Here is a 23,725-nt window from a genome sequence, read left to right on the forward strand (position 1 = left end):
CCCAGCACGTGGGCAGGGCCGGCCGCGCTTCGAGAGTTGGCGCCGGCCCTGATTTTTTTGCGCGGTGAAAACACACCCGCGTCGCCATGCTCGTCCTTATCCGTGCCCGGGGAACAGTGCCTTGCGGGTGAGGGGGGGAGGCCTCTTCACCGCGGCGGCCTTCTTCCGTGATCCTCGCCCAGCGGGCGTTTGCACATCTTTCCCGAGGAGGGACGGGTGGGGAAGCGTCGGGGTGGCGCCGCCTGCCTACGGTAGCCGTCCGGCGGCGATCAGGCGGTGGAGCAGGATGCTGGGCGAAAGCCAGGTGACGATGTCGTCGAATTCGCAAAGGGGCGTGCCATTGTCGTCGCAGGGGGTCTGCGGGCCTTTGCTGGGGCGTGCGTAAAAGGTTTGCGTGCTCGTGGCGTTGGTGGTCTCGTCCGCATTCTGGGGCGGCACCGGCGCTGCCGGCATGCCATCGCCGTCGATGCCGCCGTAACCGTTTTTGCCGTGGGAAAGGACCACGGCGGGCACGCCGTTCACCTTGGAGACGGCGATGCTGTTGCCGTTCGCATCCCGCGATTTCACCGTGAGGGTGGGGCTGCTTGTCAGGCTGATGGCCTGGCTGAACTCGGGGCTCACGGCGTAACGGAAAAGCCGGCCCCACGCATCGGTCTTCGCCACGCCTAGCTCGGCCCAGGGGAGATTGCCGGCCTGGGCGACGCAATCGCCGGTGGGGGTGCGGTCTTCCAGCCCATCGTTGGGCGTGTAGCCGGCGGCGGGGCTGCGAAGATCGGGGCAGGGCAGGCGGCCATTGGCGATGGCATAACCGATCAGGGCTTCTTTCGCTTCCTCGAGGATTTTCTGCGTCTCCGCCACGCGGCGCTGTTCCACCTGGCTGTTGAAGGGCACCAAGAGGCTACCCAGCAGGAGCACGACGATGAACAGCACCACCGCCATTTCGATGAGGGAGAAGCCGCCTGGCCTGTGGCCAGTCATGGTTCGTCCTCCTGGGTGGGGCCAGGCAGCCTGGGCGGGCGCCGTCCGATGACGATGTCAAGCCGCTTTTCCCGGCCCTGGCGCACGATGGTGGCGGTCACCCTGCGCCCTGGGGCGAGCTGCGCGATCTGGCGCAGGGCGGCATTGGCATCGGCGAGGGGCTTCCCGTCGATGCGGGTCAGGATGTCCCCGGCCTCGATGCCGGCGCGGTCGGCCGGGCCATCGCGCAGCACGCCGACGATGAGGATGCCCCGGCTCTGGCCGGGCCCCTGGGCGCGCGCGGCCTCGGGCGGGAGATCCCGCATGGAGACGCCGATCCAGCCCCGCACCACCGCGCCGTGCTGCACGATTTCGCGCAAGACCTGTCTTGCCTGGGTTTCGGGGATGGCGAAGCCGATGCCCAGCGAGCCGCCGCTCCTGGAAAAGATGGCGCTGTTGATGCCCACCAGGGCGCCGTTGGTGTCCACCAGCGCGCCGCCGGAATTGCCGGGGTTGATGGGGGCGTCGGTCTGGATGAAATCCTCGAAGGTGTTGATGCCCAGATGGCTGCGGCCCAGGGCACTGACGATGCCCATGGTGACCGTCTGGCCGACGCCGAAGGGGTTGCCGATCGCCAGCACCACATCGCCCACGGCGAGGCGTTCCGCATGGCCGAACTCGATGACGGGCAAATCCGGCAGATCGATGCGGATCACCGCGAGGTCGGTCTCCGGGTCGGAACCGACGAGGCGAGCCGGGGCGCGGCGTCCATCGGCGAGCAGAACCTGGATTTCGTCGGCGGCCTCGATGACATGGTGGTTGGTGAGGATGTAGCCCTGGCGATCGACGATGACCCCGGAGCCGAGGTTGGTCACCCGCTGCGGCTCGTTGGGGAACTCATCGCCGAAGAAGCGGCGGAAGAGGGGATCGTCGAGGAAGGGGTGTCTGGAAGGACGCACCCGCTTCGCCGTGTAGATGTTCACCACCGCCGGCATCGCCTTTTTCGCCGCGGCGCGGTAGGATGCCGGCGCGGGCGTGGCCGGCAAGGGTAGCGTCACGTTGCCTTCCGGCGCAGACCCACGGCGCAACAGCTCCGGCCGGAAGGTGGCGACGACGAAGAGCACGGCCACGCACAGGGTGGTGAACTGGGCGAAGAGGAGCCAGAGTCTTTTCATTGGGCAGAGGAAAACATGCGGCTCACCGACTTGGACGATTATACGCGCAGCCTCCTTGACGTCGGCCGCTTCCGCGACTATTGCCCCAATGGCCTGCAGGTGGAGGGCAGGCCGGAGGTGCGGCGCATCGTCACCGGCGTGAGCGCCAATCTGAGCTTCCTTGCGGCGGCGATCGAGGCGGGAGCGGATGCGGTGCTGGTCCATCACGGCTTCTTCTGGAAGAACGAGCCGGCGCCCATCGTGGGCGTGAAGCGTCGTCGCATCGGGCTCCTGCTGCAACACGAGGTGAGCCTCTTTGCTTTCCATCTGCCCCTCGATGCCCACCCGGAACTGGGCAACAATGCGCGGCTTGGCCACCGGCTGGGGTTCACCGTGGAAGCGTGGGTGGGCGAGCAGGGCCTCATTGCCGTGGGGCGGGTCGATGAACCCGTTCCCCTGGCGCAGCTTGCCGGGCGCATCGCCGCGGCGCTGGCGCGCCCGCCGCTGGTGGTGGGCGAGGCGGAACGGGTCATCCGCCGCATCGCCTGGTGCAGCGGCGGCGCCCAGGGGTGGTTCGAGACCGCCGCCGGCTATGGCGTGGATGCCTATCTCACCGGCGAAGTCTCCGAGCACAACGTCCACTTCGCGCGGGAATCCGGGGTCGCCTTCCTCGCCGCAGGACACCACGCCACCGAACGGGACGGGATCCAGGCCCTGGGCGAGCACCTGGCCGCTCGCTTCGGGCTCGAACATCAATTCATCGACATTCCCAATCCCGTGTGAGGCCCCGGCAGGGATGGTTTCCTTGAGCGAAATCAAGGCGATATAGAGCAGGGGCTTCTAAAGCCGCACCGCTTTTGGGTAGAATGCCGCTTTTGCCTTTTCTTGGACATTTCGACAGGACGGGATATGAGCAACCAAGGAGTGAATCGCACCCGCCGCCGCCTGGTGATCGCCACGTCGGTGGTGGGGGGAGCGGGGGTGCTGGCGGCGGCCTGGCCGTTCATCGCCAGCATGAACCCGAGCCAGCGCGCCAAGGCGGCAGGCGCCCCGGTGGAAGTGGACATCAGCAAAATCGAGCCCGGCAGCTACGCCACGGTGGAATGGCGCGGCAAGCCGGTCTGGGTCGTCTACCGCACCAAGGAAATGCTGGCGCTTCTCGACAAACATGACGACCGCCTGTCCGATCCCAAGTCCGAAAGCTCCATCCAGCCCGAATACTGCAAGAACCACCGGGCGATCAAGGACCAGTATCTCGTCGTCATCGGCATCTGCACCCACCTGGGCTGCTCGCCCACACCCAAGCTCAAACCGGTGTCCGACAACGAAACCGGGCCGGATTGGCACGGCGGCTTCTACTGCCCCTGCCATGGTTCCCGTTTCGACCTGGCGGCGCGGGTGTTCAAGGGGTCGCCGGCACCCACCAACATGGTCGTGCCGCCGCACCGCTACCTCAGCGACACCCGCATCCTGATCGGCGAAGACACCAAGGGAGCGTGACATGAGCAAGATGCAACAACTCCTCGCCTGGGTGGACGAGCGCTTCCCCCTGACGGCCACCTGGAAAGCCCATCTGTCCGAGTACTACGCACCGAAGAACTTCAACTTCTGGTACTTCTTTGGTTCGCTGGCCCTGCTGGTGCTGGTCATCCAGATCGTGACCGGCATCTTCCTCACCATGAACTACAAGCCCGACGCCGGGCTTGCCTTCGCCGCCGTGGAATACATCATGCGCGACGTGGACTGGGGCTGGCTCATCCGCTACATGCATTCCACCGGCGCCTCGATGTTCTTCGTCGTGGTCTATCTGCACATGTTCCGCGGTCTGCTCTATGGCTCCTACCGCAAGCCGCGGGAACTCATCTGGATTTTCGGCGTGCTCATCTACCTCGCGCTGATGGCGGAAGCCTTCCTGGGCTACCTCCTGCCCTGGGGGCAGATGTCCTTCTGGGGCGCGCAGGTGATCGTCAATCTCTTCGCTGCCATCCCCGTCATCGGTCCTGATCTGGCGGTGTGGATCCGCGGTGACTACGTCATTTCCGATGCCACGCTGAACCGCTTCTTCGCCTTCCACGTCATCGCCCTGCCACTGGTGCTCATCGCGCTGGTGTTCGTGCACCTGGTGGCGCTGCACGAGGTGGGCTCGAACAATCCGGACGGCATCGAGATCAAGAAGAAAAAGGACCCCAACACCGGCATCCCCCTGGATGGCATTCCCTTCCACCCCTACTACACGGTGAAGGACATCTTCGGCGTGGTGGTCTTCCTCATCGTCTTTTCGGCGATCATCTTCTTCGCGCCGGAGATGGGGGGCTATTTCCTCGAAGCCAACAACTTCATCCCCGCCGATCCGCTGAAGACGCCGGAGCACATCGCGCCCCTGTGGTACTTCACCGCCTTCTACTCCATCCTGCGCGCGGTGCCGCCCATCCTGGGTTCCCAATTCCCGGGGGTGTTGGCCATGGGCGCGGCCATCGTGCTCCTCTTCTTCCTGCCCTGGCTCGACAAGTCGCCGGTGAAGTCCATCCGCTACCGGGGTGTGCTCTACAAGACCGCGCTCACCCTGTTTGCCATTTCCTTCATCGGGCTCTCCTACCTGGGCATGCAGCCGGTCACACCCGTGTACACCGTGCTGGCGCGGATCTTCAGCGTGATCTATTTCCTCTTCTTCCTGCTGATGCCCTGGTACACCAGGATCGACAAGACCAAACCGGAACCGGAAAGGGTGACTGGATAATGAAAAGCAAGCTGATCCTCCTCCTCTTTGCGCTGCTGCCGGCAACCGGCCTGGCCAGCGGGCCAGCGGTGCATCTAGACCGCGCCCCCGTCAATGTCAACGACAGGGTTTCCCTGCAAAAGGGCGCGCGTCTGTTCGTCAACTATTGCCTCAACTGTCACAGCGCCAATTACATGCGCTATTCGCGGCTGACGGATCTGGGGCTCACCGAGCAGCAGATTGCCGACAATCTGCTCTTCACCCAGGAAAAGGTGGGACAGCCGATGACCATCGCCCTGCGGCCGACGGACGGCAAGGCCTGGTTCGGGGCCACGCCGCCGGATCTTACGGTGATCGCCCGTTCCCGCGACCCGGACTGGCTCTACACTTACCTGCGCAGCTTCTACCGTGACCCGTCCCGCCCCACGGGTTGGAACAACACCGTCTTCCCCAACGTGGGCATGCCCCACGTGTTGTGGGAGCTGCAGGGGGAGCAGGTGGCGCACTTCAAGACGGTGAAGGACCACGAAGGCAAGGAAAAACAGGTCTTCGACCACTTCGAGCTGGTCAAGCCGGGCAAGCTCACCCGGGCCGAGTACGACGCAGCGGTGGGCGATCTGGTGAACTACCTGGTGTACATGGGTGAGCCGGCCCAGGCGCAGCGCAAGCAGTTGGGCATCATCGTGATCTTTTACCTCCTCGGCTTGGCGGTGCTGACCTATTACCTGAAGAAGGAATACTGGAAGGACGTGCACTGAAGCCCGGGCGGAAGGGGGCGGGGGCGGCAGGGCCTCCGCCCCTTCTCCTTTTGGGCGCCCTGCTCTTGAACCGGGGCCGGCCCCGCCCCATCTAAAGGGGCCAGTGAGGCTTACACGACGGGTGAACGCCTATGATGACTCTCTACTCGGGGATGACCGACCCCTTCAGCCAGCGCTGCCGCATCGTGCTCTATGAAAAGGGCATGGACTTCCAGGTGATCGACGTGGACGTCGAGAACCTGCCGGAGGACATCGCGGTGATGAACCCCTACAACCGGGTACCGGTGCTGGTGGAGCGCGACCTGGTCCTGCACGAGGCCAACATCATCAACGAATACATCGACGAGCGCTTCCCCCACCCCCAGCTCATGCCCGCCGATCCGGTGATGCGTGGGCGCGCGCGGCTGTTCCTCTTCCGCTTCGAAAACGAGCTTTTCTCCCACATCGACACCCTGGAAAAGGGGCCGAAGAAGGAGGCGGACAAGGCGCGGGCCATCATCCGGGATCACCTCACCCTCATTGCGCCGGTGTTCCAGAAGCAGAAATACATGCTGGGCGACGAGTATTCCATGCTGGATGTGGCCATTGCGCCCCTCCTCTGGCGCCTGGATTACTATGGCATCCAGTTGCCCAAGCAGGCCTCGCCGATCCTCAAATACGCCGAGCGGATTTTCTCGCGGCCCGCCTTCATCGACGCCCTGACGCCGTCGGAAAAGGCCATGCGCAAATGACGAGGGAGGGCGGCAGCCTCGAGGGGTGTCCGTAGAGGGTCAAGCGCGATGTTCGAGCCATCCACCAAGCCTTATCTGATCCGCGCCATCTACGAATGGTGCGTCGATCAAGGCTATACGCCCTATCTCGCGGTGCAGGTGGATGCCCGCACCCGGGTGCCCATGGAGTACGTGAAAGACGGCCAGATCGTCCTCAACATCAGCTACACGGCCACCCACAAGCTCAAGATCGACAACGACTTCATCCGCTTCGCGGCGCGCTTCAATGGCGTGTCGCGGGAGCTGGAAATCCCCATCGAGGCGGTCTCCGGCATTTTCTCCAAGGAAACCGGGCAGGGCCTCTTTTTCCAGATGCCCGCCGTTGGCGACACGCCGCCCCCTTCCGGCACCGGCACCAACCCCGGTCCCGGCGGCAAGCCCCCGCGGGGCGCCCACCTCAAGGTGGTGAAATAAGCTTGAGCGGGCGAGTGGGGGATAAGCCACGCCCCTGCCGCGGAGCATTCGCGGCCACCCTTCTCCTCATCCTCCTTGCCTTCGCACCCGCGTCTGCGCAGACGCCCCCGGCGGTCATCCGCAATTCCCTGGGCATGGAGTTCGTGCTCATCCCGGCGGGGGAGTTTTTCATGGGCAGCGATGAAGCGCCGGCGGCGCTGGCGCGGGACTTTCCCGCCTATCCCCTGCGCCGTTTCCTGGAGCTTGTGGACGAGGCGCCGGTGCACCGGGTGCGCATCACCCGGCCGTTCTATCTGGGACGGCACGAGGTGACGGTGGGGCAGTTCCGGCGTTTTGTCGAGGCATCCGGCTACAAGCCGGAGTCGGAGGCTGATGGCACCGGCGGCTATGGCTTCATTCCCGCCCATGATCCGGCCCGCTCTCCCCGCGAGGATGCTTTTGACGGGCGCGATCCGAAATATTCCTGGCGCAATCCGGGCTTCCCCCAGAGCGACGATCATCCGGTGGTGAACGTGACCTGGAACGATGCCGTGGCGCTCGCCCAGTGGCTTAGCGAGCGCGAGGGCAGGCGCTATCGGCTCCCCACCGAGGCGGAATGGGAATACGCCTGCCGCGCCGGCACCCGCACGCGCTATCACAGCGGCGACGATCCGGAATCCCTCCTGGGGGTGGCTAACGTCTTCGACGCTGATGCGCGCCCCTACTGGCCACAGTGGGCGGCCTTCGCCCTTGCCGGTCATGATGGGTTCGCCTTCACCGCGCCGGTGGGCAGTTTCGCCCCCAATGCCTTCGGCCTCTACGACATGCATGGCAACGTCTGGGAGTGGACCGCCGATTTCTACGCCGAGGACTATTACGCCCACTCGCCCGTGGACGATCCCCAGGGACCGGCAACCGGCACCGTACGTGTGCGGCGCGGCGGCTCCTGGCACACCTGGGCGTTCTATGCCCGCTGCGCCTATCGCAACTGGAATACCGAGGATACGCGCTACACCCTAGTGGGCATCCGGCTGGTGCGCGAGGCCGAGTGAAAATGGCAAAGGAGAGACCATGACCGAAGACAAACCCGCCTCTCCGGCGCCGGCGACCCTGGGCGAAGCCTTCAAATACTGGCTCAAGCTGGGCTTCATCAGCTTCGGCGGTCCGGCCGGGCAGATCGCGATGATGCATCAGGAGCTGGTGGAGAAGCGCCGCTGGATTTCCGAGCGCCGTTACCTGCACGCGCTCAATTACTGCATGCTGCTGCCGGGGCCGGAGGCGATTCAGCTGGCGATCTACATTTCCTGGCTGATGCACGGTGTGCGTGGCGCGGTGGTGGCGGGCGTGCTGTTCTTCCTGCCGGCCTTCGTGCTGCTGTCGCTGCTGGCGGGCATCTACCTGGCCTGGGGCGACGTGCCGGCGGTGGCGGGCATCTTCTACGGCATCAAGCCGGCAGTGGTGGCCATCGTGCTGTTTGCCGCCTGGCGCATCGGCTCGCGCGCGCTGAAAAACGAAATCCTGTGGGGCATGGCGGCGCTGGCCTTCGTCGGCATTTTCTTCTTCGACATCGGCTTTCCGTGGATCGTGCTGGCGGCAGGCATCCTCGGCGCCCTCGGTGGCAAGCTCATGCCCGCCAAGTTCCAGGGCGGCGGCGAACATGGCGCGAGCAACAAGACCTACGGTCCGGCGCTGATCGACGACGATACGCCCACACCACGGCACGCGAAATTTTCCTGGACCCGGCTGGCATTGACGCTCGCCGCCTTCGCGCTGATCTGGTTTGCGGCCCTGTTTGCCATCAGCGGCAGCCAGACGCTCACCGACATGGCTAAGTTCTTCACCCAGGCGGCCTTCCTCACCATCGGTGGCGCCTATGCCGTGCTGCCCTACGTCTACCAGGGCGGCGTCGAGCACTACACCTGGCTCACCGGTCCGCAGATGATGGATGGCCTGGCGCTGGGCGAAACCACGCCCGGGCCGCTGATCATGATCGTGACCTGGGTCGGTTATCTCGGCGGCGTGGCCAAGGGCGTGTTCGAGCATCCCGTCGCGGCCGGCCTGGCCGGTGCGGCGGTGGCGACCTTCTTCACCTTCCTGCCGTCCTTCCTGTTCATTCTTGCCGGCGGGCCGCTGGTGGAGGCCACGCGCAACGAGATCAGGTTCACCGCGCCGCTCACGGGTATCACCGCCGCTGTGGTGGGCGTGATCGTCAACCTGGCGGTGTTTTTCGCCTGGCACACCTTCTGGCCAAAGGGCACGGCGATCGCGCCGTTTGCCGGTGGCTTCGAATGGTTTCCGGTGGCGATCACCGTCGCCTCCTTCGTGGCCCTGTGGAAATACCGGGTGGACATCATGAAAGTGATCGGCGCGTGCGCGCTCGCGGGGCTGGCATGGGAGCTCGGCTTGAAATCGCTGCTGGGGACATAGCGGGCCGATGCGCGACCGCCGCATCCTGCTGACCACCGCTTGCCTTCGCGCTTTCGCCACCGGCTTGATGGGGGTGCTGCTGGGCTTGTACCTGGCGCACCTAAACTTCAACGCGGGCGAGATCGGCGTGGTGGTCGGCGTCGGATTGACCGGCGCGGCGCTGTCTTCCCTCGTCGTGACTTTCCTCGGCGACCGGCTGGGACGGCGGTCTTCGCTGCTGGTGCTGGTGGCGCTGGCTGCTGGCGGCGGCGTGGTGCTGTGGTGGACCACCCACCTGCTTGCGGTGTGTGCCGCGGCCTTCTTCGGCATGGTCAACGGCGCCGGACGCGATCGCGGTGCGGCATTGGTGCTGGAGCAGGCGATGCTGCCGCAGACGACCGACGATGCCCATCGCACCAGAAGTTTTGCCTGGTACAACGTGCTGCAGGATGCCGGCCATGCGCTGGGCGTGCTGGCGGCGGGGCTGCCTGCGCTGATGGGCAACGGCGCGCTTTTCGGCTATCAGGTCGCGATCGGCGTCTATGTCGCGTTGTACGCGCTCACCGGCCTGCTGTATCTCGGCCTGTCTGCCGCGGTCGAACCCGCCGCGCCGTCGCCCCGATGGATCCCACCCGTCAGTCCCGAGAGCCGGCGCATCATCGCGCGCGTGGCGGGTTTGTTCGCCATCGACAGCTTCGCCGGCGGCTTTCTCGGCACGGCGCTGCTGTCGTATTTTTTCTTCGTGCGCTTCGGCGTGGGGGAAGGCGCCATCGCGCTGCTGTTTTTCGCCGCGCGCATCGCCAACGGCGTGTCGCATCTGGGTGCGGCGTGGCTGGCGGCGCGCATCGGTTTGGTGAATACCATGGTGTTCACCCATGTCCCGTCGAGCCTTGTCTTGATCGCCGTGGCGCTGGTGCCGCAGTTCTGGATGGCGGCGCTGTTGTTCCTGGTGCGCGAACTGCTGGTGGAAATGGACGTGCCCACGCGCCAGTCCTATGTGATGGCGGTGGTGAAGCCGGAGGAGCGGACGTTCGCTTCAGGTGTGACTAGCCTGGTGCGGCTCGCCGGCTGGGCCATTGGACCGTTTGCCGCAGGGGTGCTGATGCAGGGGGTGGCGCTCACGATGCCGCTTATCGTCGGCGCCGGCTTGAAGATCGGCTACGACCTCATGTTGTATCGCTCGTTCCGCGACTTGAAACCGCCGGAGGAGCGTCAGGGCGACTGAGCGAGGGCGGGAGGAAACAGGCTCTCGATCTTGCTGGTCGGATCCGCTTCGTCCCATTCCAGGGAGCCGGCCACCGCATAGCGGATCATGCCTTCGGCATCAACAAGGAAACTCGTGGGAAAGACGTGGACCTTCCACGCCTTCATCGCTTCGCCCTTGGGATCGAGGAGGATGGTGAAGTCGGGTTTCGCCTCCTTGAATTCCCGCAGGAAGTCGCGGATCTCCTTTTCCGTCTCCGCCATGTCCACCGCCAAAATCGCGAACGGTTTGTCGCGCATCATGGTTCTCAGCCGCTGCATGGAGGGCAACTCGGCGCGGCAGGGCGGACACCAGGTGGCCCAGAAATTCACCAGCACCACCTTCCCCCGGTAGTCCCGCAGGTCGTGGGGGTTGCCCGCCAGGTCCCGCAGCATGAGGGGCGGGGCGGCACGGGGGCTTACCGCCTTGAGCTCGGCGGCGCAGGCAGAGGCGCTCGCGAGCAGAAGAAACAGGAAGGTGGTCAGGGAACGGATCATCTTCGGCTTCCGGTTGGGGGTTCACGCAGGGTCTGGCTGATGAGCTCCGGCAGACGCGCCGCTAGGGCTTTCTCTTCGGCAGTGGCGTCGGGCCGGAAATAAAAACGGTCGCGGATGCCGGAGAAGGTTTGCACCCTCACCCGGCTGCCACCGGCCTCAAAAGCGGCCTTGAGCGTGTCGAGGGTCCAGTACCAAGGCGAAAGCTCCCCCTGTAGGATGTGGAGGGAAAGGCGGGTGTCGCGGGTGATGGGCAGATACACGGGGTCAGTGCCCGGCTCGGGCTGGCCCACGTAGAGGTTGGGGTAGAGGAGCACGGCCCCCGCCAGCGCCGGCTGCCGGGCGTGGCTTTGCCGCAGGCGCGCGCCCTCCAAGGCATATTTTGCCCCGCGTCCGGCGGTGACCAGCCACACCTGCCGGGTACGTGCGAGGGCGGCGTCGATGAGCGCGGCAACATCCTCCGCCGGCAGCGCCTCGGCGCTGCTTGCCACGGTGGGCAGGAAGCGGGCGGCGTAGAGGTCGGCAAGCCAAACCTCCCAGCCGCGGCGGGCGAGTTCCTCCGCGATGCGATGTTCCTCGGCGAGCACCCCGTACTCGGAGGGCAGCCACAAAAGGAGGCGCTTGCCCGCGGCCTGATGGCGGGTGACAGGGATGTCGGCGGCGGGGGTGTGGACGGTGAAGACATCGGTGGCGGCCAGCAGCGGCGGGCTGAGAAACAGCCCCAGGCAGAGAAGCAGCCACCTCATGGAGCCTGCCAGTGGCCGGAGCGGCCGCCGGATTTTTCCAGCAGGCGGATTTCCGTAAGCCGCATGCCCCGGTCCACCGCCTTGCACATGTCGTAGATGGTGAGCAGCGCCGCCGCCACCGCGGTGAGCGCTTCCATTTCCACGCCGGTGCGCCCCACAGTCTCGGTGGTGACGGTGCAGTCGATGGCCGATTCCGCCTCGTTCATCTCGAACTCCACCGCCACGCGCGTCAGCGCAATGGGATGGCACAGGGGGATCCAGTCGGGCGTGCGTTTGGCGGCCTGAATGGCGGCAATGCGCGCCACGCCCAGCACGTCGCCCTTTTTGGCGCCGCCTGACTGGATCAGCGCCAGGGTCTCCGGCTGCATGCGGATGCGCCCCCTGGCGCGGGCCACGCGGTGGGTTTCTGCTTTGTCGGCCACGTCCACCATGTGGGCCTGGCCTTGGCCATCGAAGTGGGTGAGTTCGCTCAAGTTCGGTCACCATGAACCAAATGCCGTGGGCGCTATCATAGCACCATGCCAAAACGCTTTCGTTGTGTCGCCCTGCTTTTGGCTTCCCTTCACCTCATCCATCCGGCTTACGCCGTGCAGGAGCTGCCGGATTTGGGCGAGGTGTCCCAGTCCGTTTTCTCCGAGCAGACCGAACGCAGGCTGGGCGAAGCCATCATGCGCGAGCTGCGCGCCTCGCGCGCCTATTACGACGACCCGGAGGCCCTCGACTATCTCAACAGCCTGGGCTATCGCCTCGCCGCGCACAGTGGTAACAACCGCCAGGATTTTGAGTTCTTCCTCATGCGCGACGACACCCTCAACGCCTTCGCCCTCCCCGGTGGATATATCGGCGTGCACACCGGCCTTCTCTCCGCCGCCCAGACCGAATCGGAGCTTGCGGGCGTGCTGGCGCACGAAATCGCCCACGTCACCCAGCGCCACATCGCGCGCATGGTGGCCGCCGAAAGCCGCACCACCCTGACCACGCTGGCAGCGCTGGTGGTGGCCATCCTCGCGGCGCGCTCCAACGGCCAGGTGGCGAGTGCCGCCGTGGCCACGGCCCAGGCCGGCGCCATCCAGAGCCAGCTCGATTTCACCCGCGACAATGAACGGGAAGCCGACCGCGTGGGCCTGAAGACGCTGCAGGCGGCGGGTTTCGATCCCCGGGGCATGGTGACCTTCTTCGAACGCCTGCAGAAATACAACCGTATCTACGAAAACAACGCGCCGAGCTATCTGCGCACCCATCCCCTCACCACCGAACGCATCGCCGACATGGCAGCACGGGTGGCGGAACTGCCCTACCGTCAGGTGCCGGACAGCCCCGAATTTGCCCTCGTGCGGGCCAAGCTGCGCGCCCAGTCGGGCAGTGCCCGCGAGGCCGTCGCCTACTTCCGCGATGCGCTGCGGGAGCATCGCTATGCAGCCGAGCTTGCCACCCGCTATGGCCTGGCCGCCGCCCTCCTGCGGGATGGCGAGATTGCTGCCGCATGGGAGGAAATCGAGCGGATGAAGACGCGCTTTCCCGCCTCCCATCCCATGGTGGAAACCCTTGCCGGCGAGATTCTTGCAGCCCAGGGTAACGCCGAGGCCCTGCTCGCCCATTACCGGCAGGCGATGGCGCGCTTCCCGGCCCATCGCGCCCTCATCTACGGCTACGCCCGGGCGCTCCTCGATGCGGGACGGTCCGCCGAGGCGCTGGCGCTGGTGGAAAACCGCCTGCGCGCAACACCGTCTGACCTGCGCCTCTACGAATTGCAGGCGCGGGGCTATGCCCAGCAGGGGCGGGTGCTGCTGCAACACCGTGCCCTAGCGGAAGCGGAAGTGCTGCGGGGCAACCTCCCCGCTGCCATCGAACACCTGCAGATCGCCCTCAAAAGCGGCGAAGGCGACTTCTACCAACTTTCCAGTGTCGAGGCGCGGCTCAAGGAGCTGCGCGCCCGGGACGCCGAAAGAAGGGCGGAGGGTGGCAGGTGACAGGCTTCAGGTTACAGGGTACAGGTTACAGCGGGGGCGGGAGGCAGACCATCGAAATTCTCGTCTCTCCGGTCCTCCGTGTCCTGCGCGTACTCCGTGATTCTCCAACTTTTTTCGCAATCGATGTGATGGGCTTTTAGTCTTAAAAGACTAGAAGCCCATGTTTTGGCAAAAAAATCCGGTCGTCGAGGGTTGCGTCGGCAGAAAATCTTTGGGTATGCTATGCAAACCGACTGATCGCCAGGGCTGGTGTTTCCCCGAGCCCGCTTCCGGCCGATTCGCTCGATCAACCAAAAACACAGAGGTAAAGGAGGATGTACATGCGCAAAGCCCCCGCCTTGCTGCTGGCCGCCAGTATCGTTGGCGCGCTGATGGCGGCTCCCGCTCTGGCTCAGGAGCAGAAGAAAGAGGAAACGGGCCAGGACATTGCCTTCAACAACCGCAAGGGCAACTGCCTCGCCTGCCATTCCATTCCCGGCGACCCGAAGGCGGTGACCATTGCCAACATCGGGCCTCCCCTCATCGCCATGAAGGCTCGGTATCCGGATAAAGCCAAGCTGCGTGCCCAGATCTGGGATGCCACGGCGGCCAATCCTTACACTTCCATGCCGCCCTTCGGCAAGCACAAGATCCTGAGCGAGCAGGAGATCGACAAGGTGGTCGATTACGTTTATGGTCTGTAACACAACGAAGGAGTCGTTTATGAATCACGCACGCAGGACATTTATCAAGGGCGCCGGTGCCGCGGGTACGGTGGCCGTCGCCGTGGCGGCGGGCCTGCTCCGCCCCACCGAAGTGCTGGCCGCAGAGTGGAACAAAGCCGCCTTCGAGGCAAAGGCGGTGGCCGATGCGCTGAAGGCCATGGGCGCGTCCACGCCGGCCGACAGCAAGGATATCCAGATCAAGGCGCCGGACATTGCGGAAAACGGTGCCGTGGTGCCGGTGGAGGTGACGAGCAAGATCGCCGGCACGGAAGCCATTGCGCTGCTGGTGGAAAAGAATGCCACCCCGCTGGCGGCCGACTTCACCCTGGCCAACGGAGCCGAAGGCTACATCTCCACCCGTATCAAGATGGGGCAGACTTCCAACGTCCGCGTCGTGGTCAAGGCCGGTGGCAAGTATTACGCCGCGGTCAAGGAAGTGAAGGTGACCATCGGCGGCTGCGGCGGCTGATCCCCTGACTGGACAATACTGAAACCGATTGCGAGGTAGCGAAAATGGCAGAACCGATGCGAATTCGTGCAACGTTGGCCGGTGATGTGGCCGACATCAAGGTGCTCATGAACCACCCCATGGAGACGGGGCAGCGCAAGGACGCCAAGACCGGCCAGCTCGTCCCCGCCCATTTCATCCAGACGGTGAAGGCGGAACTCAACGGCAAGCCCGTGCTGGAGGCCCAATGGAGTGTGGCCATCTCCCGCAATCCTTTCCTGGGCTTCCGGGTGAAGGGGGCCAAGGCGGGTGACAAGGTAACGGTGAGCTGGACCGACAACAAGGGCGATCACAACAGCGCCGAAGCCACCGTGGCCTGATGTGGGCCTGGGGCGGCGGCAGGCACCGTCGCCCCGATTCAGAACGACGAGGAGGATAAAGATGAAAAAATTGCTCATGGCCGTGTTGGGCGCAAGCCTGACCCTGGGCGTCATGGGGGCGGCGCAGGCCAGCCCGGAGCAGGACCGCAAGGAAATTTTGGAGTACTTCAAGAACAAGTTCCCCAACGTCAAATTCGAGGACTACGTCCACGGCGCTTTTATCTACTCGCCGGACGCCTTCGCCCAGTACCAGGCGATCATGGAATTACCGCCGTTCGTCTCCGTCATCGAGCAGGGCAAGAAGATGTGGGAGACCCCCTTCAAGAACGGCAAAACCTACGCCAGTTGCTTCCCCAACGGCGGCAAGAATATCGCCGGCCATTATCCCTACTTCGACGAGCAGTTGGGCAAGGTGGTCACCTTCGAGATGGCCATCAATGCCTGCCGTAAAGCCAATGGGGAGGAGGAGTACAGCTACAGCGACATGAAGACCATGGGCGTGCTCACCGCCTATGCGCGCACCCTCTCCGACGGCATGAAGATGCAGATCAAGGTGGAGGGGCCGAGGGCGCTGGAAGCCTACGAGCGGGGCAAACAGCATTTCTTCCAGCGCCGGGGCCAGCTCAACTTCTCCTGCGCCACCTGCCACATCCAGAATGCCGGCAACCTGCTGCGGACTGAGTATCTGTCTCCGGTGCTGGGTCAGGCGACCCACTGGCCGGTGTTCCGCGGTGGCGAAAACCTGGTGACCCTGCAGGTGCGCTATGAGGGTTGCAACAAACAGGTGCGGGCCAAGCCGTTCAAGCCGGGCAGCGAGGAATACAACAACCTGGAGTACTTCCATTCCTACATCAGTAACGGATTGCCGATGCAAGCATCGGTGTTCCGCAAATAATTCCTTCCGGAAGCAAACAAGGCTTGTGGGCGTCTCCAGCAAGCCTTGTTTTTTTGTGACCGGGGCAAAACAGCACTAGGGTCCGCGCAAGCGGAAAACGAGCAGCAACTTTGCAGGAGCGAACCAGATGTCGATGACGCGTCGTGAATTCATGCAGGTTCTGGCGGCGGCGGCCGCCGCCGGGCTGGCAATCGATAGCAAACAGGTGCTGGCGGGCAACGTGCCGGCGAATTTCTACGAACTGCCCAAGTTCGGCAACGTCTGCCTCATGCACTTCACCGATTGCCATGCGCAACTGCTTCCCATCTATTTCCGCGAACCCGACGTGAACATCGGCGTCGGCTCCGCGAGCGGGCGGCCGCCCCACCTGGTGGGCGAGCACTTCCTCAAGGCCTTTGGCATCAAGCCCGGCAGCGCCGAAGCCCATGCCTTCACCCACCTCGATTTCGTCGCCGCTGCCCGCATCTACGGCAAGGTTGGAGGCTTTGCCCATCTCGCCACCCTGGTGAAGAACATCCGCGCGCAGCGGCCCGGCGCCCTGCTCATGGATTCCGGTGATACTTGGCAGGGCTCCGCCACCGCGCTGTGGACCAAGGGTCAGGACATGGTGGATGCCCAGAAACTCCTCGGCGTCCAGGTGATGGCCCCCCACTGGGAATTCACCCTCGGGGCAGAACGGGTGAAGGAGATCGTCGAGAAGGACTTCAAGGGCAGCGTGGATTTCGTCGCCCAGAACGTGAAGACCGCCGATTTCGGCGACCAGGTGTTCAAACCCTATGTCATCCGCAATGTCAACGGCGTGCCGGTGGCCATCATTGGCCAGGCCTTCCCCTACACGCCCATTGCCAACCCCCGCTATTTAGTGCCCGAATGGACCTTCGGCATCCAGGAGGAAAGCCTGCAGAAATACGTGGACGAGGCGCGCGCCAAGGGCGCCCAGCTGGTCGTTGTCCTTTCCCACAACGGCATGGACACGGACCTCAAGATGGCCTCCCGCGTCACCGGCGTGGACGTGATCTTCGGTGGTCACACCCACGATGCCGTGCCCCAGGCAATTCCCGTCAAAAACGCCAAGGGCACCACCCTTGTCACCAATGCCGGCTCCAACGGAAAATTCCTGGGCGTCATGGACCTCGATGTGCGCAACGGCAAAGTGCAGGGTTACAAATACCGGCTGCTGCCCGTTTTCTCCAACCTCATCGAGCCGGACCGCGCCATGGCGGATTACATCCGCAAGGTGCGCGCACCCTATGAAGCCAAGCTCAACGAAAAGCTCGCCGTCACCGAAGAGCTTCTCTACCGCCGCGGCAACTTCAACGGCACCTTCGACCAGCTCATCGTCGATGCCCTCCTCGAGGTCAAAGGGGCCGACATCGCCTTCTCCCCCGGCTTCCGCTGGGGGACTACGCTCCTGCCGGGTGATGCCATCACCATGGAGCGGCTCATGGACCAGACTGCCATCACCTATCCCGCGACCACCCTCAACGAAATGACCGGGGCGCAGATCAAGGAAGTGCTGGAGGATGTCTGCGACAACCTCTTCAATCCCGACCCTTACTATCAGCAGGGTGGCGACATGGTGCGCGTGGGCGGACTGCAGTACACCGTGAATCCCACCGCCAAAATGGGCAGCCGCATCACCGACCTGCGGCTCAAGGGCAAGCCCCTCGACCCCAACAAGAAATACCTCGTCGCGGGCTGGGCCTCGGTGCAGGAAGGCGTCAGCGGCACACCCATCTGGGAAGTCGTCGCGGAATACCTGCGCAGCGTCAAAGTGGTGAAAAACCTCAAGGTCAACCGCCCCACCATCGTTGGCCTGGGCAAAAACCCCGGGCTGGCCTGAGCCCCACACAGCGGCTCCCGCTGCCGGCCGGGAGCCGCGTTTACCTCCCTTCTGCCGGCCCTATTCGCCGAAACGGCGGTTTCAGGAAACTTTGTCAAAGGGCGGAGCGCGCTTATTGTCCGTTGACTGTGCGCCTCGCTCCCCTGTGGTTCAGCCCCGCCACTGGCTCCTACCCGCTTGGGTGACGACGACGAAACCCGAGGCCGTGCCTGGGCAAGCTTCCTCTGTGGGCGAGGGCTACCCTGCCGGTCTGTTGGGCTGCCGGCGCCACAAAAACAAACCCCCGCCGTGGCGGGGGTTGTCTCGAGGTCGCCACCGCGACCGGTGGCCTTCGACCCGTCAACGGCACTGGGCGGGACGGAACCGATCTGCCAGCGTACCACCGGTGCAGTTCCAATCGACGCTGCCCCCCGCAGGAATGGCCCCCGCTGCGAGATCCGCGCCACCGGAGGACGGGTGCATGATGATCGTGCCGTTGCCCGCAGCAGGCGTGTAGGTGATGGTGATCTCGCCGTTGGCGCCGTTACAGGCAACCGACGCCACCGAAGCCGTCGCGCCGGGCGCCGTGAAACCAGCACACAGGTCGGCCGCTGCGTTCGCTGCGTTCTCGGAAACGGTGGTTTTTGCGGAGGCGGCCAGCGTGAGACCTTCCGATACCCTGGCTCTCACCGTGTAGTCCTGATACGCCGGAATGGCGATCGCCGCCAGGATCCCGATGATCGCTACGACGATCATCAGTTCGATCAAGGTAAAGCCTTGTTGGACGCGTTTCATTGCATGCTCCTTCTGCTCAGGGTTGATGGGAAAACGGACACGCGAGTGTCTGGACGACCATCAGCAAGCTCCGTGCCAGGGCCTATGAACGGCAGCCCGGAGGAAAACTTGAGGGGCGCGGCCTCGCGATGCCTGCGTCATTGCCCCCGCAAACCGCGCTCGGGCCCCGGCAGCAGCCGGCCGCCGCAGGACTGGGCTGGGCTCCGGGGTGACGCTCTGCGTCAGTTTTGGCCGCAGTGGGCGTCCTACGGGAGTGTTACCTCAGGCAGAACTGGAGCTTCACCGGGCCCAGTTGGATGAGGTCGTGATGGTTCAGGGGGCAGGGCTTGTCGTTGATGGGGCTGCCGTTCACCAGCGGGTGCTGGTCCCCATCCACATGGGCGAGGAAGTAGCCCAGGGGTTTGCGGGTGATGAGGGCGACCCCCACTCCGGGCTTGCCCAGGGAGACGATGGGCTTGTCCAGGGGGATTTCCCGTCCGCTGTCGGGGCCGGAGAGCACCCGCAGCAGGGCCGGGTGCGTGGCGGATTCGACCCCGGTGACGGTCTGCACGCCCCCATGCGCCCGGGGCGAAAGCTCGGGGGAAAAAGTGGGCGGGAAAGGCTCCGTGGCGGCATCGGGATCACTCGTTTCCCCCTTGAGGGCGGCGAGGGACTTGCCGGCGAAGGGGCTGCGCATGACCACGGTCTTTTCCAGCTCCGCCTCGCGCGGGGTCTCGGGGGCGGCGAGAAAACGCAGCCGGTAACGGCCGATTTCCAAGAGATCGCCATCCTTCAGCAGGTGGCGGGTGATGGGCTCGCCCTTGAAGAGGGTGCCGTTGGTGCTGCCCAGGTCCTCGATCATCCATCCCTTGGGGGTGCGCAGGATCACGGCGTGATCGCCGCTCACCGCCAGGTTGTCGATGACGATGTCGTGGTAAGGCCGCCGCCCGATGGTGGTACGGGCGCGGGTGAGGACATGTTCCTGGACGATCTGCCCATCCAGGCTGAGCACGATCGTGGGCATGGCCGATCCTCCGGGTTTTGGCGCTGGCTTGCCGACGTTGGAATTCTATGACACCGGCCTGAAAAGCCAGACGCCGTTCGTCGGCCCAGACTGTCCACAGAAGCTGTGGAAAACCTTGTGGATAGCTTGTCGGAACAGGACTTAAACTGCCCCCGGACAAGGAAATTTTTCCCCTGACCAAAAAACGCGCAGCAAAATAATCACACAAAAACAATGCCTTGCAAAACAGCGGCGGCGGTGGGGGCGCCGCGCTCGGGTGGCCCCCGGGAAAGCGCCTTGTTGTGGGTTTTTGCTGGCGCCCGACCTGCGGAAGCCCACCCGATGCGCCTTGCGGGGAGGGCTCGGGCGCAGGGTCGGTGGCGTGCGCCCCCGGCGGGTGCCTTTCGTCTCTGCGAGAACCTAAGCGGCTGCGAGAGGGATGGGGACTTATAGACAAGAGGACCGGCGGTGGGCCGATCCTGCGAGGATGGTGGGTCGTGCAGGATTCGAACCTGCGACCAACGGATTAAAAGTCCGCTGCTCTACCGGCTGAGCTAACGACCCGAAAAAAGAAGCGGCGATTATAGGGAGGGCGTGGGGTGCTGTCAACGAAAGCCCCGGTGCCTGCGGGCGCCTGAAGGCCCCACCCATACCCGCTCCCCGAAGGAGCGGGTAGCCGAAACACCGTCGGCGCCGCGTTTGTCTTCTGCCCGCAAGGGGCGGCGTGGTCAGACGGCTTCCAGTTTGCGCATGCCGGCGGGCAGGAGTTTCATGTCCACCAGGGCGGTGATGAAGGCCTTGTAGAAGGTGGCTTCGCTTTCATAGACCATCTTGTAGTACTGGACCTTCATGGTGATGGCGCTGCCCAGCACGATGGCGACGAAGGTGATGATGGAACCCACGGCCAGGGTGGAGACGCCGGTCACCGCCTGGCCGATGGTGCACCCCATGGCCAGCACGCCGCCAAAGCCCATGAGAATGGCGCCGATGAGATGGTTGATGAAGTCCCGCAGCGAGGCGAACCACTCGATCTTGAAGCTGCGGGAAATCAGCGCCCAGAGGAAGGAGCCGAGAACGACGCCAAACACCGACATCACGCCGAAGGTGATGAGCGCCTTGTTGAACCCGCCCATGGCATAGCCCAGGGTCTGCCCCATGGGGTTGATGAAGGTGTAGGACTGGGGGGAGAGCGCTGCCGACTGGGCGGGCTTCACGTCCTCGGGCGAGGCGAGGAGGTCCCATTGCTCGGCGACGAAGTTCTGCAGGGTGTAGGTCTCGCCTTCCGCGCGCACCATGATGTTGCTGGTGACATACCAGGCGGCGAGCACGGCGAGCCCCACCACCAGCCCGCCCAGGACGTTGTCGAAGCTTTTGCGGAAATCCTCGGATTTCAGGGCGAAGGCGATGAGGAGCAGGGCGATCACCACACCCAGCCCCAGACGGGCCAGTGCCGGCTGCTCACCGCCGATGATGGCACCCAGGTCCTGCTTGGTGGAAAGGGTCACGGCGGCAGGCCGCATCCAGTCATAGAAGAGAATGGTGAAAAGCGTCTTGTCGCTGTTGGGGAAGGGATTGATCATGTAGTAGGCGATGACGGCGATGACGAGGAACACCATCACGGATTTCAGGTTGCCCCCGCCGATGCGCACCAGGGTCTTGTTGCCGCAACCGGAGGCGAGCGTCATGCCCACGCCGAACATGAGTCCGCCCACCAGGTTTTCCAGCCAGACGAGCTGGTTGGAACGGTAGGGCGGGAAAGCGAGATCGGGCTTCGCCAGGCCCAAGTACTCCAGCACCGCCACACCCAGCATCGCCACGGCGGCAGCGAAGAGCCAAGCGCGCAGCCGGCCCGTGTCCCCCATGTTCACCCAATCGGAGACCGCGCCCATGGTGCAGAAATTGGTCTTGTTCACCACTGCACCCATGATGACGGCAATCACGAAACCCGCCCACAGGAAGACGGACTGGGCCTGTCCGAAGCTGTCGAAAATCATCTTGGTGTCCTCGCGCGTCGTTCAAGGGACCGGCCCGTGGGCCGGGCTGAATGCACCGATTTTACGGCCGCCGGCAGGGCGCGGCAAGGCAGGGTCGGCCGGTTTTTGCCAATGAAATTCGGGACTTAGTACGTCCGTACCAGCTCAGGCGTAACGGGTGGGGTCGGGCAGCCCCGCTTCTTCGAAACCTTTGCGGCGGAACAGGCAGGCGTCGCAGACGCCGCAGGCGCGCCCCGCTTCGTCCGCCTGGTAGCAGGAGACGGTGAGGCCGAAATCGACGCCCAGGGCCACCCCCCGGCGGATGATGTCGGCCTTGGTCAGGGCAATGAGGGGCGCGTGGATGCGGGTGGGTCGCCCTTCCACTGCGGCGCGGGTGGCGAGATTTGCCATGCGCTCGAAGGCTGCCAGATATTCCGGCCGGCAGTCGGGGTAGCCCGGGTAATCCACGGCATTGGCGCCGATGAAAATGTCCTGGGCGCCCAGCACCTCCGCCCACGCCAGGGCCAGGGAAAGGAGGATGGTGTTGCGCGCGGGCACGTAAGTGATGGGGATGGTGTCGGGCGCGCTGCCGCCGGTGGGCACGCCAAGACGCGTGTCGGTGAGGGCGGAGCCGCCGAAGACGGAGAGGTTTAGGCTCACCACCCGATGTTCGGCGGCGCCGACGGAGCGGGCCACGCGCGCGGCCGCCTCGAGTTCCGCCCGGTGGCGTTGACCGTAATCCACGGACAGGCAATGGCAGCGGAAACCCTCCGCGCGGGCGATGGCAAGGGTGGTGGCGGAATCAAGTCCGCCGGAAAGCAAAACGATGGCGTCGCGTTGGCTCAAGCGTCCTCCATTTCCATGGGGGTGGTGCAAAGGCTCAGCGTCCCGGCTCCCCGCCCCAGAGAATCTTATGCAACTGAAGTTGGAAACGCGCCGGTACCCTATCCCGCAGCATCCATTCCGCCAGGCGCCGGGGCTCGAGCCTCCCCCAGGCGGGGGAAAAGAGGACCGGGCAGCGGGCGACCAGGCCGTGCGTTTCCATCACGCCGCAGGCCCAGCGGTAATCGGCTTCGCTGCAGAGCACGAATTTGACTTCGTCCGTGGCGCGGAGACTGGCGAGATTCTCCCAGCGGTTTTTTTCCACTTCGCCCGAATCGGGTGTCTTGATGTCCATGATGCGCGCCACCCGCTCGTCCACCGGTGCAATATCCAGCGCGCCGCTCGTTTCCAGCGAGACCTGGTAACCCGCCTCGCACAGGGCGGCAAGCAGCGCCAGGCAATGCTTCTGTGCGAGCGGCTCGCCGCCGGTGACGCACACATAGGGTGTGTCATAGCGGGCCACCTCCTCCAGCACTGCGCCGAGGGTCAGCGTGCGGCCGCCGGTGAAAGCATATTCGGTGTCGCAATAGGTGCAGCGCAGGGGACAACCGGTGAGCCGCACGAACACCGTGCGCAGCCCGGCGCGGGTGGACTCCCCCTGCAGCGAATGGAAAATCTCCGTCACCCGCAGGGGCAGGGAAAAATCCACCTTCATGGCGCCTCCGCCCGCGGATGGCGGCCCCGCTTGAGGGCGAAGACGATTTCCGCGGCGTCCCTGGCGATGATTCCGCCGGGACAGAAAAAATCGAAGTAGAGCACATGGTGCTGGCGGTTGCGGTCCTGGTAACGGATGGGGGCCCATTGCGCGTAACGATTGCGGGACCACTCCCCGTTGCGGCCGAAGGCGTAGATCTTGAATTCCCGCGTGCGGCAGCGGATGCCCTCGAAGGTGATGTTGGTGGCGCCGGCCGGTGAGCGCACGATCAGCGTGTAGCGCACCACGTCGTCCTCCCCGACGGAGAGGGAGGCGGGGTCGATAAAAAAGCGGTTGTCGCTGGCGGCGGAAACGAAAAACGACAGCGCCGCGTCGAGGTCCGGAAACGCCGGTAGCTTGGCCTGCAGCTCCACCCAGGGTTTTTCATTGTCGAATTCGAAGTCGAAATCACCCCACGCCCCCCGCGCGGCAGGCGAGGTGAGGAAGAGGAGGGAAAGGCAAAGCAAAACGGCGCGCATGGCCCATTCTAACGTGAAACAATGGGAGCGTTTCCCCAGGAGTCGCAAAGCCCCGCGGGGGCCA

General features: G+C 64.5%; 26 protein-coding genes and 1 tRNA gene. 15 read left to right on the forward strand and 12 right to left on the reverse strand.

Annotated features, from left to right (window positions below):
* Positions 1 to 246: 246 nt before the first annotated feature.
* The gene (locus tag K6T56_00805; protein MCL6554880.1) at positions 247 to 978 is read right to left on the reverse strand and encodes a prepilin-type N-terminal cleavage/methylation domain-containing protein; all 732 of its coding nucleotides are present in this window, start codon (positions 976 to 978) and stop codon (positions 247 to 249) included.
* Positions 975 to 2,132 (reverse strand): trypsin-like peptidase domain-containing protein, encoded by a 1,158-nt coding sequence (locus K6T56_00810; protein MCL6554881.1) that lies wholly within the window; start codon positions 2,130 to 2,132, stop codon positions 975 to 977. Before K6T56_00810 ends, K6T56_00805 begins: the two co-directional genes overlap by 4 nt.
* Before the next feature lie 15 nt (positions 2,133 to 2,147).
* Between K6T56_00810 and K6T56_00815 the strand changes: the two genes are divergently transcribed.
* From K6T56_00815 to K6T56_00855, 9 genes are all read left to right on the forward strand, one after another.
* Entirely contained in the window at positions 2,148 to 2,894 is a 747-nt protein-coding gene (locus K6T56_00815; protein MCL6554882.1) for a Nif3-like dinuclear metal center hexameric protein, read from the forward strand.
* 126 nt (positions 2,895 to 3,020) lie between these two features.
* A complete protein-coding gene (gene petA / locus K6T56_00820) occupies positions 3,021 to 3,611 on the forward strand; it encodes a ubiquinol-cytochrome c reductase iron-sulfur subunit (protein MCL6554883.1) in 591 nt (196 codons plus the stop codon).
* A gap of 1 nt (position 3,612) precedes the next feature.
* Entirely contained in the window at positions 3,613 to 4,848 is a 1,236-nt protein-coding gene (locus K6T56_00825; GenBank protein ID MCL6554884.1) for a cytochrome b N-terminal domain-containing protein, read from the forward strand.
* Positions 4,848 to 5,585 (forward strand): cytochrome c1, encoded by a 738-nt coding sequence (locus K6T56_00830; protein ID MCL6554885.1) that lies wholly within the window; start codon positions 4,848 to 4,850, stop codon positions 5,583 to 5,585. Before K6T56_00825 ends, K6T56_00830 begins: the two co-directional genes overlap by 1 nt.
* 131 nt (positions 5,586 to 5,716) lie before the next feature.
* The gene (locus tag K6T56_00835; GenBank protein ID MCL6554886.1) at positions 5,717 to 6,316 is read left to right on the forward strand and encodes a glutathione S-transferase N-terminal domain-containing protein; all 600 of its coding nucleotides are present in this window, start codon (positions 5,717 to 5,719) and stop codon (positions 6,314 to 6,316) included.
* Between the two features lie 48 nt (positions 6,317 to 6,364).
* The gene (locus K6T56_00840; GenBank protein ID MCL6554887.1) at positions 6,365 to 6,769 is read left to right on the forward strand and encodes a ClpXP protease specificity-enhancing factor; all 405 of its coding nucleotides are present in this window, start codon (positions 6,365 to 6,367) and stop codon (positions 6,767 to 6,769) included.
* Between the two features lie 134 nt (positions 6,770 to 6,903).
* Positions 6,904 to 7,800 carry a formylglycine-generating enzyme family protein gene (locus K6T56_00845; GenBank protein ID MCL6554888.1) on the forward strand — a complete coding sequence of 299 codons (897 nt, stop codon included), beginning with the start codon at positions 6,904 to 6,906 and terminating at the stop codon, positions 7,798 to 7,800.
* 19 nt (positions 7,801 to 7,819) lie between these two features.
* A complete protein-coding gene (gene chrA, locus K6T56_00850) occupies positions 7,820 to 9,175 on the forward strand; it encodes a chromate efflux transporter (protein ID MCL6554889.1) in 1,356 nt (451 codons plus the stop codon).
* Between the two features lie 7 nt (positions 9,176 to 9,182).
* Positions 9,183 to 10,379: an MFS transporter gene (locus K6T56_00855; protein ID MCL6554890.1), complete on the forward strand. Its 1,197-nt coding sequence runs from the start codon at positions 9,183 to 9,185 to the stop codon at positions 10,377 to 10,379.
* On the opposite strand, the gene K6T56_00860 is transcribed toward K6T56_00855, so the two are convergent.
* Genes K6T56_00860 through moaC form a run of 3 tightly spaced genes read right to left on the reverse strand, consistent with a single transcriptional unit; the run spans position 10,367 to position 12,110 of the window.
* Complete coding sequence (locus K6T56_00860) at positions 10,367 to 10,894, reverse strand: TlpA family protein disulfide reductase (GenBank protein ID MCL6554891.1); 528 nt, start codon at positions 10,892 to 10,894, stop codon at positions 10,367 to 10,369. The genes K6T56_00855 and K6T56_00860 overlap by 13 nt on opposite strands.
* Entirely contained in the window at positions 10,891 to 11,637 is a 747-nt protein-coding gene (locus K6T56_00865) for a hypothetical protein (GenBank protein ID MCL6554892.1), read from the reverse strand. The genes K6T56_00860 and K6T56_00865 overlap by 4 nt, the downstream gene beginning before the upstream one ends.
* The gene (gene moaC / locus K6T56_00870) at positions 11,634 to 12,110 is read right to left on the reverse strand and encodes a cyclic pyranopterin monophosphate synthase MoaC (protein ID MCL6554893.1); all 477 of its coding nucleotides are present in this window, start codon (positions 12,108 to 12,110) and stop codon (positions 11,634 to 11,636) included. Before moaC ends, K6T56_00865 begins: the two co-directional genes overlap by 4 nt.
* 45 nt (positions 12,111 to 12,155) lie before the next feature.
* On the opposite strand from moaC, the gene K6T56_00875 reads away from it, so the two are divergent.
* The 6 genes from K6T56_00875 (at position 12,156) to soxB (ending at position 17,877) form a co-directional block, all read left to right on the forward strand.
* The gene (locus K6T56_00875) at positions 12,156 to 13,607 is read left to right on the forward strand and encodes a M48 family metalloprotease (protein ID MCL6554894.1); all 1,452 of its coding nucleotides are present in this window, start codon (positions 12,156 to 12,158) and stop codon (positions 13,605 to 13,607) included.
* A 320-nt stretch (positions 13,608 to 13,927) separates the two neighbouring features.
* Positions 13,928 to 14,290 (forward strand): sulfur oxidation c-type cytochrome SoxX, encoded by a 363-nt coding sequence (gene soxX, locus K6T56_00880; GenBank protein MCL6554895.1) that lies wholly within the window; start codon positions 13,928 to 13,930, stop codon positions 14,288 to 14,290.
* 19 nt (positions 14,291 to 14,309) lie between these two features.
* Positions 14,310 to 14,780 (forward strand): thiosulfate oxidation carrier protein SoxY, encoded by a 471-nt coding sequence (gene soxY, locus K6T56_00885; protein ID MCL6554896.1) that lies wholly within the window; start codon positions 14,310 to 14,312, stop codon positions 14,778 to 14,780.
* 44 nt (positions 14,781 to 14,824) lie between these two features.
* Entirely contained in the window at positions 14,825 to 15,139 is a 315-nt protein-coding gene (soxZ, locus tag K6T56_00890; protein MCL6554897.1) for a thiosulfate oxidation carrier complex protein SoxZ, read from the forward strand.
* 61 nt (positions 15,140 to 15,200) lie between these two features.
* Positions 15,201 to 16,034: a sulfur oxidation c-type cytochrome SoxA gene (gene soxA / locus K6T56_00895; protein ID MCL6554898.1), complete on the forward strand. Its 834-nt coding sequence runs from the start codon at positions 15,201 to 15,203 to the stop codon at positions 16,032 to 16,034.
* 133 nt (positions 16,035 to 16,167) lie between these two features.
* Positions 16,168 to 17,877, forward strand: coding sequence for a thiosulfohydrolase SoxB (gene soxB / locus K6T56_00900; GenBank protein ID MCL6554899.1), 1,710 nt, complete (start codon positions 16,168 to 16,170; stop codon positions 17,875 to 17,877).
* 339 nt (positions 17,878 to 18,216) lie between these two features.
* Here the strand turns inward: soxB and K6T56_00905 are convergent, their stop codons facing one another.
* The 7 genes from K6T56_00905 to K6T56_00935 form a co-directional block, all read right to left on the reverse strand.
* Positions 18,217 to 18,651, reverse strand: coding sequence for a pilin (locus K6T56_00905; GenBank protein ID MCL6554900.1), 435 nt, complete (start codon positions 18,649 to 18,651; stop codon positions 18,217 to 18,219).
* 256 nt (positions 18,652 to 18,907) lie between these two features.
* The gene (locus tag K6T56_00910; protein MCL6554901.1) at positions 18,908 to 19,654 is read right to left on the reverse strand and encodes an FHA domain-containing protein; all 747 of its coding nucleotides are present in this window, start codon (positions 19,652 to 19,654) and stop codon (positions 18,908 to 18,910) included.
* 467 nt (positions 19,655 to 20,121) lie between these two features.
* Positions 20,122 to 20,197, reverse strand: a tRNA-Lys gene (locus tag K6T56_00915).
* 164 nt (positions 20,198 to 20,361) lie between these two features.
* Entirely contained in the window at positions 20,362 to 21,627 is a 1,266-nt protein-coding gene (locus K6T56_00920; GenBank protein ID MCL6554902.1) for a YeeE/YedE family protein, read from the reverse strand.
* A 144-nt stretch (positions 21,628 to 21,771) separates the two neighbouring features.
* On the reverse strand, positions 21,772 to 22,452 hold the full coding sequence (queC, locus tag K6T56_00925; protein MCL6554903.1) for a 7-cyano-7-deazaguanine synthase QueC: 681 nt from the start codon (positions 22,450 to 22,452) through the stop codon (positions 21,772 to 21,774).
* 34 nt (positions 22,453 to 22,486) lie between these two features.
* Positions 22,487 to 23,143: a 7-carboxy-7-deazaguanine synthase QueE gene (queE, locus tag K6T56_00930; protein MCL6554904.1), complete on the reverse strand. Its 657-nt coding sequence runs from the start codon at positions 23,141 to 23,143 to the stop codon at positions 22,487 to 22,489.
* Positions 23,140 to 23,661, reverse strand: a complete 522-nt coding sequence (locus tag K6T56_00935; GenBank protein ID MCL6554905.1) for a CNP1-like family protein — start codon at positions 23,659 to 23,661, stop codon at positions 23,140 to 23,142. The genes queE and K6T56_00935 overlap by 4 nt, the downstream gene beginning before the upstream one ends.
* Positions 23,662 to 23,725 lie beyond the last annotated feature (64 nt).

It is taken from the genome of Burkholderiales bacterium (assembly GCA_023511995.1).
Classification (GTDB): Bacteria; Pseudomonadota; Gammaproteobacteria; order Burkholderiales; family Thiobacteraceae; genus Thiobacter.